This is a genomic window from Novosphingobium sp., from assembly GCF_032093395.1.
Taxonomy (GTDB): Bacteria; Pseudomonadota; Alphaproteobacteria; order Sphingomonadales; family Sphingomonadaceae; genus Novosphingobium.
The window spans coordinates 15,067-30,266 of record NZ_DAMDBA010000023.1 but is presented as its reverse complement, the minus strand read 5'-3'; the positions used below and the strand labels follow the sequence as shown (position 1 = coordinate 30,266).

Sequence of the window (15,200 nt, the reverse complement as noted above, 5' to 3'; positions counted from 1 at the left end):
GGAAGGGCGGTCAGATTACCGCCGTCAGTAGTTGGTGACGTCCAGCACGGCCCACGAGTATTGGTTGTTGCGGTAGTCGTAAGGTGACGGCGCAGGAGGGCTTGGCGGCACCGGGAAGAAGGCGGTGCTGAAATAGGTCTGTACGCTTCGCGACGTCAGTGCGTTTCCAGAGATCGCGACACCATACCGAAACGATGCGAGGCCATCGATATAGCCTGGCTGAGTGCCGCCCTGCTGTTGGATCGTCCGGGTGTTCCGTTGCGTGACGTTCCCCATAACGACGGCGTAGGTTGATCCGGCCGCCATGGTGGCAGATGGTCCAGATGCCGCAGTCCAATCCAGTTCGCCACGCAGGGTGGTGGCGACGCGGGCGTAGCGATGGCGGCTGTCGTACTTCACCACTCCTCCAGGCTTGATCCGCATGCCCCAGCCCGGCCCAAGCACCGGTGGCGAACCGAATTGGTAGACGGTGAGGTTGACGGCTGACCCGGTGACATAGCTGCCGATCCGGAAAGTCCATGTGTTCGCGGTATTGTCGCGGGTGACGTAATGAACGAACGTCGGAGCGGTGCAAGCGAACGCCAGCACCGGCAGTTCAGCGCCGGAATAGACCCATTGCGTATAGGACGGGCTTGTCGCGCTGGCGCTCACCGGCACGCTCTGGGTCTGTTTCGAGATCAGCGCCATATTGGCATAGAGGTCATCGATCTGGACCGACCCGGTGGCCCGGTTCTTTATCCTTGTTCCCCAGCGCGCCATTACCGGACCCAATACGTGATGATGGTGTTGAACGTGGAGGAGCCGAACTTGTAATTCCACGACAAGGTCGTTCCGGAAATGCTGACCTCTGGCGCATATCCGGTGCTACCCAGAACGGATGGCGGCTCCAGCGTGGTCAAGGCCCATTCAACCACGCCGGTAGCGAACCCTGCATCCGTGACCGACCCGTTGACGCCATTGGTGCTCACCTGGCCGATAATCCGACCCATGTTGGTGAAGGGGTTCATCTCCTCGGCACCGTTGCGCTTAATGCGCATGCCCCATTCGCCAGCCATCAGGCGAGGTATCCAAGTTCGATCGTCACGCCGGCGGCGCTGTCGGAGATCGTGTTTGTGACACGGCCTTGAGCATCAAAGGCGACCTGCCATGAGCCGCCCAACCCGGACGGCGTGATCATGCGGACCCGGTCCATGCGCAAGGTCATGTCGGCACGGCTGCCGTTGTTGTTCGTCTTGATGCCGCTGACATACCCGTTCACGTCAAGCTCTACCCCCCACTGGCCCATCACCGTGGTCAGGTTGTTGCTGATCGTCGTGATCGCCGTCTGCTGGCTCGTGATGGTCACGCCCTGGGTGCTGACGGTGGTCGAGAGGGAGGCGTATTGGGTGGTCAGGGTGGAGAGCGCCGTTGCTTGCACCTCAATGCTCGCCCGGCCGCTACCCGGCGAATATGCAAGTGGGGTTGCGGCGCCCTGCCGGGTTTCGGCAAGCTGCGGGCGAGTGAACCAGGCGAAAGAGGTCGGACTTCCGCTGAGCGTCGGCAGCTTGCGCATAATGAAGTCTGCAAACACGGCGGTAGGAGGCGCTTGCACCGGCGCCGCGAGGCTTAGCACGCTCCAGTTGATTGTTGCCGTGCCGCCGGTTGCGGGCGTGATTGCTCCGGACGTTGGGGCGCCCAGCGCCCCCAAATTTCCATCGAGCCATTGGATATAGATTATCACCTGGCACGCTTGCGCGCAGGCCAGAACCGACGGATCGTACCATTTACCCGGCGTGATCGCGAGGCGCTGCGACCAGTTGGCATAACCCGTTGAGCCGTTGTTGGGCTGCTGGATTCCGAGATTGTTCTCACCCAAGAGCTGGAAGTTGGTGCCTGCTAGGTTGCGATCACCGTTCGCCGTCATGTTGCTGGTGCGAAAAGTCCATCCCGCAGTGCTAGCAGCGATATCCGTATTGGTGAGCAGATTGCCGCCGCCCGCATTCACCTGCGTTTTCAGGGTCGCGGTGTCGCCCTGAAGTGAGGTGATCGCGGTCTGCATTGTGGTGATGCTGCTGCCCTGAGTTGAAACTGTGGTGCTCAGGGACGCATATTGGGTCGTCAGTGTGGAGATCGCGGTGAAAGACTGCACGATGGAAGCGTTCGCGGTGAACGGCGTCCACTGACTGCCCCGCTCCATCTTCACCAAGCGGAATCGGATCGTTTTGCCCGCCACCAGCGCCGCAACTTCGCCACGGCATCGCACGCGGATGAGTGCCGTGTTCGCCGGGACAGTGACGGTGTTGGCGAACTGGGCGCGCTGCGTATTGGTGTTGTCGAAGTCGAAGTTGCCAGATTTGCTATTTGTGGCGGCAAACGCGAGCGTCGCACCCCCGCTATCGAGGCAGTAGATATCCACCCGCACGTTTGCGTCTGCGGCACCGGATCTGGCATCGCACGAAACGGTGATCGGCGTCCCGCTGAGTGGTATGTCGGTGGTTATGTCGTACTGCGCGATTTTCACGAGCGCGCCCGTGGACATGTCCATCAACAGGTTAGGGCCGTAGCCGCTACTCGTCGAAATCGAGGCGCCCGTCGGCAGCGCCCACCCGGTAGACCCATTTTCAAACCCGCCATTCGGAAGCAGGTTGGGGTTGCCGCCAGCATTCACCGTCGTGGTCAGCGTGGCGATCTGCCCGGCCTGCGTCGACGAGGCGGTCTGAAGCTGGGTGATCGACGAACCCTGCGCCGATACCGTCGAGCTCAGGCTTGCATGGTTGCCCTGAAGCGTCGTGATCGCCGTCGAGTTCTGGCTGATCGTGGAACCCTGCGTCGAGACCGTCTGCGACAGGGTCGATACGCTGCCCTGAAGGGTGGTGACGTTCTGCTGCAGGGTGGTGATCGAGCCGCCTTGGGTGGAGACGGTCTGTTGCAGGGTCGAGATCGACCCCGCCTGTCCCGAGACCGTCTGCTGCAAGGTCGTGATGCTGGAGCCCTGCGCGGAGACCGTATTCGAGACGGTCGAGATTGCGCTGGCGTTGGCGATGATGTCGTCTTGCGCCGCGAGTATCTCGTCGCCCTGCGCCTGGATATCGTTCTGCGCCTGCGTCAGCGCTGCCTGAGTGGCGGCGGCGTCCGCCTGCACGGCGGCGATGGTCTGTTGGGCTGCGGCAATGTCGATCTCGGCTTGGGCGACGTCAGCGTCCAGCTGGGCAAGCGCTTCGTCTTGGTCCTGAAGCTGGTTCTCGATCGTGGTGATCTTGCCGACGCCGGTGACGACCTGTTCGAAGATCGTGGTGTCGCCGTCGATAGTGCCGACACGGTAGCTGATCCGTACGTCGTAGGCGGTTTGGCTTTCCAGCGGGGCTATGACGTGCCGCACGGTGTCCACGGCCGATAGGATCGCGGAGTTCGTCCAGCCAGCGTCCGGCGTCTCGCCTGCGGTGTGCAGCCGGTAGTCGATCACGATGGCGTCAGCGGACGGCATTTCGCTATCGCCCGCCACCAGCAGGGCGGGGAAGCCCTCGCCGGAGGTGGTGCCCGACACGGTCCATTCGGTCTGGACGGGCGCGGGGGGCTTCAGGTCAGGCGCTGTTGGTGACCAGGGGGCGGGCGGGGTGGTCGTCTCGCCCAGCGCGAAAGCGTGCTTGGCGAAGGTCTCGGTTTCGACGGTGAACGTGACCTTGCCCGTCGCAGGGTTGATCCCGCGCTGCTTGATCAGCACCGGCTGATTGTCCAGGCCTTCCTCTGGGACGTTGAGGTTGACCACGTCACCGGTTTGCAGGCCGATGAACTCAGGCCCGACGGTCAGCGACCAAGGCCCGGCCTCGCGGCTGTTGACGATCTCGTAGGCCGCGAGCTGGCCCGGCTGCTTGGCTTCCGCGCCGGAGAAAACCTGGACCAGCGGGAAATCGATTTCCTTGGTGCGCTGGCCCTTGTCGGCCGTGACGTAGTCGGGAACCGTTACGGCGGTGCCGCTGATCACCGACCAGTCGCTGTCCTCATCGACATAGCGGGGAATGACCGTGTTGAACCGATCGCGACGGCTCTTGGTGGCTGCGATCGACAGGTTGTCGTGCAGGTGCCGGCTCTCAATCGTCGCAACGGCGGTTCGGGGCATCGAAACCAGGCAGCCGATCATGGCGGCGGTCTGCGTTGGAACCGCGCCGCCAGCCTGAAGGATGCGCTTCAGCGTGTCCCACTTGCTGTCCGTCGTCCACTCGACCCCGCCGACCTTCCAGGCGTTGGCATCGCAGACGTTGGCGCATTCGACGAACTCGGCAACGCGGATGTTCGCGACGGGCGCGCCAATGCCGCAGGTGCGCTTGCCGTTCTGCCAGCGGCCCAGCGCCCAGGTGAGGGCGTGCAGGCCAGGGTTGTCCGACCAGACATACGTCGATTCCTGGAGGGCGCGGCAGGAGCCCGAGCCACCGGGATAAGTGCTGTCGAGACGGGGGTCGTAGACCTTGACCCACTTGCCGATCCACGCGGGCTCAGGCGCGCCGGCGCCGTACATTTCGCCCTGCTTGTTGTAGCGCAAGCACCACATAGCGTGGGTGATGCCGGAGAGCTTGTGCTGCGAGGTCCAGCCCGGAGCCGTCCCGCCGCCCAGCGAAAGGGCCAGCGCCGAAGCCATCGGACTGCCGCCCAGATGGATCTTCTGTCCCTGGTAGTCGCGATAGGTGCCGTTCGCGTTACCGGTGGCATCGAAGGTCACCACCTCGTTATCGGCAGTGAACTTTTCGATGCTGTCGATCTGACCGCCGATGCTGAGTAGGGCGCCGAACCAGAGCAGGTCGTTGAACTTGGTGTAGCCTGGGCGGGTGTTGGTGTTGGCGTAGATGCGCAGGCCCGACATGCGGGTTCGCCCCATCGCGTACGGCAGGCCGCTTTGCGGGTTCGTAGTGAAGTTTGTTTGGCTGCCTTGGCTGGAAAGTCCGGGCGCGGTTGCCGCCGACACGGCGGACAGGACACCGGCCGCTAATCCGCCGTATGCACCGATTGCAGTGAGCGTAGCGGCTGAGACGCCAGCGATGCCGCCTGCGGTTGCCGCTGACGTTGCTGTGGCGGCGACAGCGGGAGCGGCGGCGCCGGCGGTAGCAGCGACCAGAGCCACGGCAGCGACGACCATCCCAGCGGTGCGCAGGGTCTTCGACATTACAGGACGCTCCAGGCGCGCAGGATGGATCCAGGATTCGGCTTGAAGGTCACGAGGGTCGGCTGATCCTCATGGAAGCAGAAGACATTGCCGTTCCCGGCGTAGAGCCCGACGGTGCCGATTGGGCTGTCCCCGACTAGTTCGACGACGTCGCCAAGCAGCATCCGCGCCGGGGTGATCGGGATCAGGCAGAGGCCGTCAGCCATCTCGGCTAGGCTGGAATATCCAAGCCGGTTGAGGGCCTTCGCCGCGCCGAGCATGGTGGTGTATCGGCCAGCCTTGCTGATCGCGATCTTGTAGCCGAGTTGTTTGAGGTGGAACGCGGCGACGCGTGCACAATCGACCCGTCCCCATTCGAAGGGCTGGTCCCGGAACTTCGCCATGGTCGCCTCGATCGCGGCGTGCCGGCGCTCAAGCGGGGTCATGCGCCGTTCACCTGCTGCGCGGCGCTCACTGCCCATAAGGAGCCAGACCGCGCGGTGCTGCCGCTCTTCGGCGGCTTAACGCCCCAATAGAGGTTGACGTCGGTGCCGGTCATGAACTCCAGGCCGAGTTCACCGGGCCAGATCGATTGGTGCCACCCGTTGGACGCACGCTGTCCCTCCTCGACTTCAAACAAGCGCTCGAAAACGCTGACGATCGTGAACTCGACCGTGCGGGCACCGGACTGATCGACCTCGATCTTCGGAACATCGATTTCCCCGAGGAACACGGTTTCCGGCTGACCCAGGACGATACCGGTGATCGGATCGACGGCGCCGACCATCAGCCGGGCGACGCTTCCCTGCATGGCCGGGTTGGCTAGCGCTGCGGTCGCTGGAAGGTCTGGCGGCATGAGCGTCACGCTGATCTCGGGCGCGCTATCGCCGATCTCTTCGTTGAGGTCGGAGATCGTTGCGATCACCCCGAACGTCTCGTCACGGCCGACGTAGGTTTCGCCGTCGATGACGAGGCTTGCGGAGCCATCGAGCAGGCGGATGGTGTAGTTCGGCAGCTCGATCCGTAGGGCGCCGAAGAGGGTAACGACCGGCTGCGAAAGCGCAGTCTTGAGAGCCGAATCCACTACGCCGCCTCCATCACAGAAAACGCGAAGGCGCGGGCGTTGTCCAAACCGATCTGCCAGGAGAGTTCGTCACCGGGCAGCACCAGACCCTCGATCATGGGCTGGGCAATCTCAACGATGTCGTTGGTCGAGAGGGGTGTGCGGAGCATGGGGAAAATCGAAGCGGTGAAGGTACCACCCGCGCTCGCGGCCCCGGCAGCGGTGAACATGTAGATGTAGCGTCGGCCGGAATGGATTATGCTGAAGAACTGCCCTTCCTGAACCTGGTAGCCAGCTGTCAGCCCCTTGAGCGGAATTGATGTTCCGCTTGCGACGTTCGCGCTTACCAGCGGTGCGCCGGGCGTGCCGGGGTCGAAATCAAGCAGCGGCCAAGGCAGGATGACGGTGGAGAGGCGGCCTTGCAGCAGCCGCGACAGGTAGACCATCCCGCCGTCTTCGATGTCGAGCGGAGGCATCTCAAGCTTGAGCCCGAAGCGGGTTCCGACACGGTTGATGCGCTGCTCAGGGCCGCCCAGGAAAGGCGTCAGCACCGTCCCGAAGTCGCGCAGCAGGACCGTGTAATCGGTCGGCATGGGGCAGGAAGGAAGGGGGATCGGCATTGCGCCTGAAAGGGTGCGCGATGGGGTGCTTTTCCGTTACCGCCATCACCGGCCAGGGATGCGCCTGCGGGCTTGCCGCGCGACGTCCGTACCGGCATCGGTGCGGGCCTGGACGGCTGCGGCCATGCCGATGGGCTGCGCCACCGCTGCGGCCCCCTGCTTCACCCTGGCGTCGAAGTAATCGTTGGCCTCTACCTGGACCACGACAGTCTGTTGAACCGGTCGAGGCGCTGAGCCGGCGGCGGTGACGCCTGCCATAGAGGCGGCTGCGCGGGCGTTCGACATCGCGGCAAGGTTTTCGACGCCGATCCGCTTGACCGCATCGGCAGGAACGACGAACTCGCCCTTGTGGACGATCCCTGCGGCCTGATTGGCAGGACCGTCGCCGGTATACCCACCTGAGGCGAAGCCAGGGATCTTCACTGACGCGGCCGCGCTGGCGAGCGATCCATAGTCCACGCCGCTGAGAGACGAGGTGCTTCCACCGATCCCGAACAGCGAGAAGATTCCGCCTCCGCCCTTGCCGATCAGAGTTTGCTGGACTGCGAGTTTGATCAGATCCTGAATGATGCCATTGATCACGTCGCCGGCAACACCGCCCAGCTTCACGTAATCTGCCGTGGCCTGACCCAGGCCATCGCTCAGCCGGTCAAGTGCGCTGAGTTCGATGTTCTCAGCGGCATCCGCCATGTTCGCCGTGGTTTCGCGAACTTCTCGCCGGCGCTGCTCCAGGGGGGATTCGTATTCACGGTTGGTGCGCTCGACCTCGAAGCCTTTGAGGCTGGCAAGCATGTTCAGCCGGGCTTGCGCGATCTGCTTCTGCGCTTCGGTAGCCGTCTGGCTGGCGAGCACGCCTTCCAGTTCCGCCTGCTCCTGATCATATGCGAGATCCAAGAGCCGGAGTTCGATAGCGCGGCGCTCTTGCCTGGTGTTGGATAGTTCAGCTTGCGCCCGCAGTAGGTCTGCATCGTTCTTGGATGAGGCCTGTGTCACATCAAGGGCGTCGCGGCGGCGGTTCTCTTCCGCGATCTGCTGAACCCGCTGCCGTTGGAGGTCGGCAATCTGGTTGACGGCCGCAGTGCGATCGGCAAGCTCCTGAGCACTCAGGCGGCCAAGGTCGTGCTGGGTCTGGTACTCTGCAATCCGCTGAGCTTTCTCGCTGTCGATCTGCTGAAGATTGAACTTCAGGACATCACCGGTGGCCACAGTGAGCGCGGCCTTTGCGGCATTGATGTCGTCTTGAAGCGATGCGGCGTCTCGCTGCTTGGAAGCGTCGTCACGAATAGCACGAAGACGCTCCTGCTCGGCTTTTCTAGCCGCGGCTTCCGCTTTCCGCTGTGCGGACTTCTGTTCCGATGCCGACGGGCCGGGGGTGTACTTTGCGGGCGCTGCATTGCGGATGGGATTGCCAGATCGATCGAAGTACCGGCTGATAAGGTCGTTCGCGGCCCGCTCGCCCATTTCGCCGCGCAGGCGCCGATCCGCCGCTGCTTGGCCCTCTCGATAACGGCCCTCGAAGTTCGTACGGCCGCTCTCCTGACCCCACAGTCGCTTGTTGATCCACTGTTCCACTCGGGACTCGCCGCCCGAGAGGGCGCCCGTGACATTATCGAGGTCGCGGAGTTCCCGACCTGGGTCAAAGCTGACGTCGCCGATCCCCTCTTTCATGTAGGCGAAGAAACGCTGCGCCGCACTCATGACGGGATTGAAGGCGTCGGCCAGGCCCTCAATCGAGGCGCGCACGGCGATGCCCATTTCTACCGCGTCATCCTCCAGTTGCTTGAAGCCGTCGCTGCCATCGGTGATGAAGTTGGCCAGCGCTGTAGAGAACTGCCCGCCGCGATCGAATGCGCCGAAGGTGATGATCGCAGCATTGTAGACCTGCGTCATGGCATCGTCGAATGTGACCGGCAGCTCGCGGAACTCGGCGTCTATGCCGGCCGTGAACTTCGTGTTCGTGAGAGCATTCAACAGCTTGTCCGAGGTGAGTTTGCCTTCCTCGCCCAGTTGCTTGATCGCGCCGATCGGAACACCCATGCTCTCGGTAAGCAGGCGGGCAAGGCGCGGTGACGCTTCCAGAATGCTGTTCAATTCATCGCCGCGCAGCGCGCCGGCAGCCAAGGCTTGACCGAACTGGAGTGTGGCGGATGCTGCTTGGTTGGCATCAGCGCCGCTGATCTTCAGCGTCTTCGAAAACGTCTCGGTTGCGCGCGCGGCGTCGTCCTGATCGGCCCCGATCTCCTTCGATGCGCGTGAGAAATTGCCATAGAGCGCGGCCGTTTCTTCCAGGCCGGAGCGCGTGTTCGCAGCGATCCGCCGGACATCTTCCTGCGCCTGGGCGAACGATCCGAAACCAGTTGTCGCCAACCGAAGCTGAGCGTCGAGGGTTTTGGCGGTATCTGCAATGTCGAGGAAGGCCCGAGCCATCGCTGCGGCAGAGACGCCCGCGAACGCTCCACCCAATACACTTAGGCTCCGCTCCAGAGCTACCGCCCCGCGCGAGACCGACGAAAAGCTCTGATCGGCGGCGCGGGCGTAGCGGGTGAGCTCGCTGATCGCGCGATTATTGTCGACGAACAGGCGGAGCGTAACGGGATCAACTTCAGCCATGGCGGTAACGCTAAGGCTTGCCCGATGGCCAGATTACCGCCTACGTCTGTCGGCTTGCGAAGGAGAGATTCGTGAAGACTTGCCCTTACTGCCGGATGCGGATCAGCCCGAAGGCGGTAAGGTGCCCGTTCTGCCAGACAGATTTCACCGCGGAAGAGGTATCAGCGGGCAGGCGTGAAAACCGGAAGCGCACCGAGCGCTATCTGCTACTGATCCTTATCGCGGCAGGCGTTGCGGTATGGTGGTTGAGCCAGCCAGGCAACGTGGAGAGTTTGGCCGACTACAGCGCCAGACACGATGCGGGGGTAGCGGCGAACTAGCCGCCTACCCGATGAGCCTCAACAAATCGACGAAGCCTCTCAGGATCGCCCGGCTGCCTAGGCTCTGATCCGGGCGCTGCATGCGCTTCATTGTGAGCCTCCAACGCCTCCAGATACTCGCCGAGCGAAAGGTCCTTCCAGTCCAGGCCGATCCCGCCGCAGTTGGCTATCACTTGGCCGCGTCTGAAGGGCTCCGGCCCGCCGGTTCTTTTGGCGCCGTATCCTTTTTTTTTAGATCGATGCCTTTGACGGTTGCGTTCAGCACGTCCCATGCAAGAATGGCGCAGCTTTCGAAACTGGCCTGGATCTGCTCGTTGACGAGCCGGTTCGCCAGCTTCCCGTCAACCTCGAAGCTTTCGCCGTCACGCTCGCCCGATTTGCCTGCCTTCAGCGCCTGTTCGAGGATGTTGTGCAGGTCGCCAGCGAAGATACGGGAGCCAGGCAGGCGGACAAGATTGCCATCGCCATCCACGCCGATTCCGGCGGAAAGCTCGTCGTATATCTGGAACATCGAGACGGGATATTCCCGGACCCGCAGGTGCGGAGAGAGCGGCCCCTTTTCCACCGCCAGAACAGCCGAAAGCGGCAGGTAGAAAGTGAACCTGCCGCCCGCGAAATCCCGCTCGATTGCCGTGTCCATCAGGTGGCGGCGGTCCAGGTGAGGGCGCCTTCGCCTTCCAGCGTGATTTCCGCGGTGCCCGCGCTGTCCTGCGAATAGGACTGGTTGCGCGTGGTCATCAGGGCGGTGCCGCCATAGGTGCCGATGAGGTCGCCGCCGTCGGTGCCGTCGTCGCGGTAAAGCTCGATCGCGTATGTCTTCCGCACGCCGAACGCATCGGTCATCTCGGTTTCGAGATCGATGTTATCGGAGCCCGTGCCGCTTATCGACCAAGACGAGCCGGTGACGCGCAGCTTGCGACCGCCCGGCCGGTTGGGCTTAGCGCAGTCGCGACGATAGGTTTCGTTCGTCTGGGCGGTGCGGTTGATGGTTACGCCTTCGATGCCGCAGAGCAGGGCCAGAACGGCCGGGGGGCCGGCTGCGGTCTGAATCTTGATGAGGGCGAAGTCGGCGCTATTCGGCTCGGACACGGGCAATCTCCAGCATGGTTTGCTGGAGGGTAGGGCGGCTCAATCGTCCGAATTACCGCCGTCACCCTTGGCCTGACGCTCTAGAAACGCCGTCCGCTCGCGCATCTGCCGGCGCCTGAAATCTGCCTCAAATTCCGAGGGACTCATGGTACTGGCTTCAAGCGCGAGCATAGAGAAGTTGTTCGCCGCCGAGGCGCTGACCCGCCGCAGGTTCTCAACCGCAACCTGGACCTCGTCGTTGGTGATGACGCCCTTGCGGATGAGGATCTTGGCGATCTCCTTCATCACGAGATAGTCGACGTCCTTCATCGGATCGGCATATCAGCCCGCGAAGGCTCGCGCCACCACCGATGCGATGCCGTGCCAGGCGTCGGCTTCTGCGCCGTCTCGCATGAGGCGCGAGGACTGGACTTGGAAACGGTACCGGCGGCCGGACACCTCGAAGGCATGGTTATGGAGCGCCTCGACGACTGCTGTGTTCAGGCGCCCGGCATGGTCGCGCGCTGTCTCGACCATCGCGCCGTTCACCGGGTCATCCCCGGCGTATCTGGGCTTGGCGAAGCTGTGCAGCTGGAACGAGACCTCGGCGCGGGCAGTGCAGCCACGGCCCTGCGGGAGCGACTGCGTTCCTTCGAGCCGAATGAACGGCCAAGCGGGAGCTTCGGCGACGGGATCGATCGATGCCTTCGCAACGAGCGCGGCAAGCGGTGCATCGGCCTTCAGCGAAATTACGGCAGCGCGTTCCGTGGCGCGCAGCAGGTCATTCGCCATCGGCCCTCGCCTTCCTCGGTGCCGGCTTGAGCGCTCCGGCCTTCTTGGCGGCGCCGGCCACCTCGTTCGAGACCTCGATTTCCAGGTGGGCGGGGTAGACTGCCTCGCGCAGGTCATCCAGCTTGTGGCGGTACTCGCGGGCGAAGGTCACGGTCTGCATTATGCGTCTCCTGATTTGCTGGACTTCACAGCCCGATCGACGGCGTGGCGAACGAGCTGCTCGACCTCGCGGCGCTTCGCGTCCCGCGCGGGCTGCATGTAAGGGCGCGATTCCATCTTGGACGTTCCGAATTCGAGCGCGGCGGCATACGGCGCGTTGCTGCTGACCTCGACGACGAGTGGCGCCACCTGGTTCGTCTCGATCGCGCCAGCCAGCGTGCCGGTGTCATTGTTCGGTGCCTCGCCGGGAGCGGAAGCGACGTGCTTCTTGCCGCTCACCGCTCCGGCCGTGATGCTGATCTGGGCCTCGACCTGGATCAGCTCACCCGCGGCGAACAGGGCCTTGCCGACCTCGCGCACCATGGTCTGGCCGGCAAGCTTCTTCAGCCGCGCTGCGTGCGCTTTCCCGCCAATGAGCCGCGAGCCGGCCATTAGGCCTTGCGCCCCGTGCCGACCCACCCGGCGGCGACCGGATCGCGTTCCAGCGACGAGACCGACCACGTTCCGGCGAACGGACCTTCCAGTACCTCGATCCGCGCCTCGGTGCCCAGCGAGCCCGCCAGCGTGGCAGCGAGAACGATGAACCGGACATCCGTATCCACGAAGCCATCGGCCTGGCGCATGGCCTGCGTGGCAACGTCGATCTGGACGCTGCACGCGCGGTGGACGACGCCGCCGGGGCTGACGATCGAACCGCCGTCGTCATAGACAGGATCCGTCTGCTCGATCGTCTGCGCAGAATGGTAAGGGCCTCCCAGCACCTGCGAGAACGCGAGCCCGATGTCTGCGAAGGCTTGGTCCAGCATCAGCAGGGCACTCCAACGAAGCCCACGAGACGCGGGCCGCCGAATAGCCGGCGCTGGATCTCCTGGAACTGCTGGCCCCACGTTGTGGCGCCGTAGCCGCCCTTGGCGCGTTGAGCGACGACGCTGTCCGACAGGGTCGCGCTGAAGGTGCCGCTCTTGAAGCTGGTCGCGCCGGTCGCGGCGAGGGTGCCGGTGCCAGGCGCCTGGCCGACACCGTTGATGGCGAGCAGGTGGGCGGTCAGCAGTTCGGTCGCGTCCTGCTGCTCGTCGCCGTAGTTCTCGCCGACGCGGGCCTCTGCCTTGGTGGCCCAGGCGGCATAGGGCTCTTCGGTCAGCGTGGAGAACGCCGGATAGGTTGCTTGGAACTGGGCGAGCGGAAGGCGAGCGTAAGCCATGCTGCAAAGTGCCGGGAACGACCGTGGAAATTACCGCCATCAGCATGGAGATCGCGCCGGTGGTGCCTAAGCACTCACCGGCGCCCCCTTGGTGCGACCCGACGGGGAATGGATCCAATATAAAACCGCTGGGAATAATTGGAACGGAATTATTGTAACAAATTGCGTTGCTATAGAGTGAACCCGCCTAGTCTTTTGGCAAAAAAAATACCCGGCCCCAAAAGGGCCGGGTAAGTATAATGAGGGATCGCTTATGCTCTCCCCCTCGGGTCGCAACTGCTTGCTGCGGTAAGCAAAATTGAATGACAAGCGATTCGAACGGCTAGGTGATGGAAATTTTTAGTTAAACCGGTATCGGGAACCAATTGAACAGATTGGCGTTTATGGGCGCCATCTGCCAGGGCAAAAGGAAAAGGGCCGCCGCGACAATGCGAGGCGGCCCCTGTGTGTCGCTGACGCGGCGGGTTACTTGGCGGGCTTCTTCAGCGCCTCGACCTGCTTGGTCAGGTCGGCATTTGCCTTCTGAAGCGTTTCGAGTTCCTTGGCCGATTCCTCGCCGAGCTCGGTCATCGCGGTCTTCTCGGCTTCCAGCGCCGCGACCTGCTTGGTCAGGTCGGCGACCTGGGCGGTGAGCGCCTTGACGTCGTCACTGTCACCGGCCGCCGATGCGCTGGCCTTCTTTCCCAGATCGGGGAGTGCGCCGACGATTTCCTTCTCGTCGATCTCGACGGTTTCGCCGGGTTCGATCCAGACGGTGCCACCGTTGGTGTTGACGCCGCGAGGGCCGAGGGTGTGGTTCGTGAGTTTCTTCATGATTAGATCCCATCCCGGTAGCTGACGCCCTTGGGGCGATAGATTTCGGTCTGGCCGACGTTCATGATGCCATCGACGCGCCAGGACATCGAGGACAGCGGGTGGAGCGGCAGGAAGGTGAACGCGCCCGGCAGGAAGAATTCCAGTACGCCCGGGTTGCGGGCATAGGCGACCATGCGCTTCGTGCCGCCAGCGCCGGCCGTTTCCAGCTCACGTGCGGGCATGATGTTCAGCGGCTGACCCGTGATCGCGGTATAGGCGTTGTTCTGCTGGAGGAACGCCAGCACCGTCATGCCGGTGTCGCCCATGCGGGTCGTCGAGGCATCGAGGAAGCTGGAGGTCGGCAGCAGCAGCGTGTCGGCCAGTTCCGTTTCCTTGGTCGCCGTGTAAACGTCCGTGAGCGCAAGGTTGATGTCGCGGGCCTTCTGGTCCGGCGTCTTGGTGGCCCACGTGGTGGCCGCGCCGGTGCCGTCGGCGGGGACGTTGGCGGTCGGGACGGTCGCGTTGTTCAGCAGGCCGGTGAAGCCCTTCTCGGTCGAACCAGTCATGGCGCGGTCGTAGATGAACTTTTCGCCGATCTTGCGGGCGCCCGAGGCATCGCGCGAGTTGATGTCCACGCCCATCTTCGAGGCGCGATTCACTTCCTGGAGGCTGAGCTCGTAGCCGCAGCCTGCGAGGTGGAAGTTCGACACGCCCTGCGCCATCTGGGCCGAGGTGTTCGGGATGTCGAAGCCCTTGCCCGAGAGGTACTCGGCCTTGCCCGCCGGGCCGGTGAGCGAGGTGACGATCGTGCCGACATCCCACATGTCGCCGTCTTCGTTGGTGGGGATGTACTTGGCGTATTCGAACGCCGGGTACTTCTCCTCGAAGACCGTCGCATGGGTGCGGTAGAGGGCGGGGCGCGCGAAGCCGATGGCCTGCTGCGCGTCGGTGAAGATCTGGCCGGTCATTGAGGTGCCCCCTTAGCGGCGCACGATACGGCAGATGCCGTTCGTGACAGTTTCGTCTGCGATCCATCCGGTCGCGATGTGGGTTGCGTCGGCCGCCGTGGCGCTGATCCCGTCCGCCGCGCCCGCGCCAGTGCCGACCGTGATCGCCTGGCCATCGGAGACCGCGCCCGTAACGGTGACGTAAATCGCGCCGAGCGTGAGGATGCCCGCCGTGGCGTACTGCGGGTACGTGTCCACGGCGCCGGTCACGACGGCCGGGACGATGCCGCGATCCGCGATGGCCCAGCCCAGGAAGGTGGCCAGCGTGCCCACGGTGGTGACGCAGCCGTGATCGCCAGCGCCGCGATAGAGCGGAGCACCGAACGCGGCACCGGCGGCGGTTTCAACCGTGCGGCTGATGCGGTTGCTGGTTTCGCCGTTGGCGACCATGCCGGGATAGCCCTTGGGGTAGTCCTCGGCGTAGTTGGTCTGAATGGTGATCGACATGATCG

At 63.7% G+C, this 15,200-nt stretch carries 18 protein-coding genes; all 18 read right to left on the bottom strand.

Annotation, left to right across the window (positions count from 1 at the left end):
* Window positions 1-24 precede the first annotated feature (24 nt).
* The 18 genes from RT424_RS10310 to RT424_RS10225 all read right to left on the bottom strand — a co-directional run bounded on the left by RT424_RS10310 (window position 25) and on the right by RT424_RS10225 (window position 15,195).
* A complete protein-coding gene (locus tag RT424_RS10310; protein WP_313437309.1) occupies window positions 25-759 on the bottom strand; it encodes a hypothetical protein in 735 nt (244 codons plus the stop codon).
* The gene (locus RT424_RS10305) at window positions 759-1,055 is read right to left on the bottom strand and encodes a hypothetical protein (protein ID WP_313437307.1); all 297 of its coding nucleotides are present in this window, start codon (window positions 1,053-1,055) and stop codon (window positions 759-761) included. The genes RT424_RS10310 and RT424_RS10305 overlap by 1 nt, the downstream gene beginning before the upstream one ends.
* Window positions 1,055-5,134: a hypothetical protein gene (locus RT424_RS10300; RefSeq protein WP_313437304.1), complete on the bottom strand. Its 4,080-nt coding sequence runs from the start codon at window positions 5,132-5,134 to the stop codon at window positions 1,055-1,057. Before RT424_RS10300 ends, RT424_RS10305 begins: the two co-directional genes overlap by 1 nt.
* Window positions 5,134-5,559, bottom strand: a complete 426-nt coding sequence (locus RT424_RS10295) for a DUF6950 family protein (RefSeq protein WP_313437301.1) — start codon at window positions 5,557-5,559, stop codon at window positions 5,134-5,136. Before RT424_RS10295 ends, RT424_RS10300 begins: the two co-directional genes overlap by 1 nt.
* Entirely contained in the window at window positions 5,556-6,197 is a 642-nt protein-coding gene (locus RT424_RS10290; RefSeq protein ID WP_313437298.1) for a hypothetical protein, read from the bottom strand. Before RT424_RS10290 ends, RT424_RS10295 begins: the two co-directional genes overlap by 4 nt.
* A complete protein-coding gene (locus RT424_RS10285; RefSeq protein ID WP_313437296.1) occupies window positions 6,197-6,769 on the bottom strand; it encodes a hypothetical protein in 573 nt (190 codons plus the stop codon). The genes RT424_RS10290 and RT424_RS10285 overlap by 1 nt, the downstream gene beginning before the upstream one ends.
* A gap of 72 nt (window positions 6,770-6,841) precedes the next feature.
* Window positions 6,842-9,406 carry a tape measure protein gene (locus RT424_RS10280; protein WP_313437293.1) on the bottom strand — a complete coding sequence of 855 codons (2,565 nt, stop codon included), beginning with the start codon at window positions 9,404-9,406 and terminating at the stop codon, window positions 6,842-6,844.
* A gap of 489 nt (window positions 9,407-9,895) precedes the next feature.
* Entirely contained in the window at window positions 9,896-10,291 is a 396-nt protein-coding gene (locus RT424_RS10275) for a hypothetical protein (RefSeq protein ID WP_313437290.1), read from the bottom strand.
* Window positions 10,292-10,365: 74 nt separating this feature from the next.
* Window positions 10,366-10,815, bottom strand: a complete 450-nt coding sequence (locus RT424_RS10270) for a phage tail tube protein (RefSeq protein WP_313437288.1) — start codon at window positions 10,813-10,815, stop codon at window positions 10,366-10,368.
* A gap of 39 nt (window positions 10,816-10,854) precedes the next feature.
* On the bottom strand, window positions 10,855-11,124 hold the full coding sequence (locus RT424_RS10265; RefSeq protein ID WP_313437285.1) for a hypothetical protein: 270 nt from the start codon (window positions 11,122-11,124) through the stop codon (window positions 10,855-10,857).
* A 12-nt stretch (window positions 11,125-11,136) separates the two neighbouring features.
* Window positions 11,137-11,586 carry a DUF3168 domain-containing protein gene (locus tag RT424_RS10260; RefSeq protein WP_313437282.1) on the bottom strand — a complete coding sequence of 150 codons (450 nt, stop codon included), beginning with the start codon at window positions 11,584-11,586 and terminating at the stop codon, window positions 11,137-11,139.
* Window positions 11,576-11,746, bottom strand: coding sequence for a hypothetical protein (locus RT424_RS10255; protein WP_313437280.1), 171 nt, complete (start codon window positions 11,744-11,746; stop codon window positions 11,576-11,578). Before RT424_RS10255 ends, RT424_RS10260 begins: the two co-directional genes overlap by 11 nt.
* Window positions 11,746-12,177 carry an HK97-gp10 family putative phage morphogenesis protein gene (locus RT424_RS10250; RefSeq protein WP_313437277.1) on the bottom strand — a complete coding sequence of 144 codons (432 nt, stop codon included), beginning with the start codon at window positions 12,175-12,177 and terminating at the stop codon, window positions 11,746-11,748. The genes RT424_RS10255 and RT424_RS10250 overlap by 1 nt, the downstream gene beginning before the upstream one ends.
* Window positions 12,177-12,551, bottom strand: a complete 375-nt coding sequence (locus tag RT424_RS10245; RefSeq protein WP_313437274.1) for a hypothetical protein — start codon at window positions 12,549-12,551, stop codon at window positions 12,177-12,179. The genes RT424_RS10250 and RT424_RS10245 overlap by 1 nt, the downstream gene beginning before the upstream one ends.
* A complete protein-coding gene (locus RT424_RS10240; RefSeq protein ID WP_313437271.1) occupies window positions 12,551-12,946 on the bottom strand; it encodes a DUF4054 domain-containing protein in 396 nt (131 codons plus the stop codon). Before RT424_RS10240 ends, RT424_RS10245 begins: the two co-directional genes overlap by 1 nt.
* Window positions 12,947-13,411: 465 nt before the next feature.
* On the bottom strand, window positions 13,412-13,759 hold the full coding sequence (locus tag RT424_RS10235; protein ID WP_313437269.1) for a hypothetical protein: 348 nt from the start codon (window positions 13,757-13,759) through the stop codon (window positions 13,412-13,414).
* 2 nt (window positions 13,760-13,761) lie between these two features.
* Window positions 13,762-14,709 (bottom strand): DUF2184 domain-containing protein, encoded by a 948-nt coding sequence (locus RT424_RS10230; RefSeq protein ID WP_313437266.1) that lies wholly within the window; start codon window positions 14,707-14,709, stop codon window positions 13,762-13,764.
* Window positions 14,710-14,721: 12 nt separating this feature from the next.
* Window positions 14,722-15,195, bottom strand: a complete 474-nt coding sequence (locus tag RT424_RS10225; RefSeq protein ID WP_313437264.1) for a hypothetical protein — start codon at window positions 15,193-15,195, stop codon at window positions 14,722-14,724.
* Window positions 15,196-15,200 lie beyond the last annotated feature (5 nt).

Bases quoted from the DNA above. Each gene is read 5' to 3' on its own strand.
- RT424_RS10265 (WP_313437285.1), bottom strand. From the start codon at position 11,124: ATGAAGGACGTCGACTATCTCGTGATGAAGGAGATCGCCAAGATCCTC.
- RT424_RS10280 (WP_313437293.1), bottom strand. From the start codon at position 9,406: ATGGCTGAAGTTGATCCCGTTACGCTCCGCCTGTTCGTCGACAATAAT.
- RT424_RS10250 (WP_313437277.1), bottom strand. From the start codon at position 12,177: ATGGCCGGCTCGCGGCTCATTGGCGGGAAAGCGCACGCAGCGCGGCTG.
- RT424_RS10305 (WP_313437307.1), bottom strand. From the start codon at position 1,055: ATGGCTGGCGAATGGGGCATGCGCATTAAGCGCAACGGTGCCGAGGAG.
- RT424_RS10260 (WP_313437282.1), bottom strand. From the start codon at position 11,586: ATGGCGAATGACCTGCTGCGCGCCACGGAACGCGCTGCCGTAATTTCG.
- RT424_RS10255 (WP_313437280.1), bottom strand. From the start codon at position 11,746: ATGCAGACCGTGACCTTCGCCCGCGAGTACCGCCACAAGCTGGATGAC.
- RT424_RS10240 (WP_313437271.1), bottom strand. From the start codon at position 12,946: ATGGCTTACGCTCGCCTTCCGCTCGCCCAGTTCCAAGCAACCTATCCG.
- RT424_RS10285 (WP_313437296.1), bottom strand. From the start codon at position 6,769: ATGCCGACCGATTACACGGTCCTGCTGCGCGACTTCGGGACGGTGCTG.
- RT424_RS10230 (WP_313437266.1), bottom strand. From the start codon at position 14,709: ATGACCGGCCAGATCTTCACCGACGCGCAGCAGGCCATCGGCTTCGCG.
- RT424_RS10310 (WP_313437309.1), bottom strand. From the start codon at position 759: ATGGCGCGCTGGGGAACAAGGATAAAGAACCGGGCCACCGGGTCGGTC.
- RT424_RS10300 (WP_313437304.1), bottom strand. From the start codon at position 5,134: ATGTCGAAGACCCTGCGCACCGCTGGGATGGTCGTCGCTGCCGTGGCT.
- RT424_RS10235 (WP_313437269.1), bottom strand. From the start codon at position 13,759: ATGAAGAAACTCACGAACCACACCCTCGGCCCTCGCGGCGTCAACACC.
- RT424_RS10225 (WP_313437264.1), bottom strand. From the start codon at position 15,195: ATGTCGATCACCATTCAGACCAACTACGCCGAGGACTACCCCAAGGGC.
- RT424_RS10245 (WP_313437274.1), bottom strand. From the start codon at position 12,551: ATGCTGGACCAAGCCTTCGCAGACATCGGGCTCGCGTTCTCGCAGGTG.
- RT424_RS10295 (WP_313437301.1), bottom strand. From the start codon at position 5,559: ATGACCCCGCTTGAGCGCCGGCACGCCGCGATCGAGGCGACCATGGCG.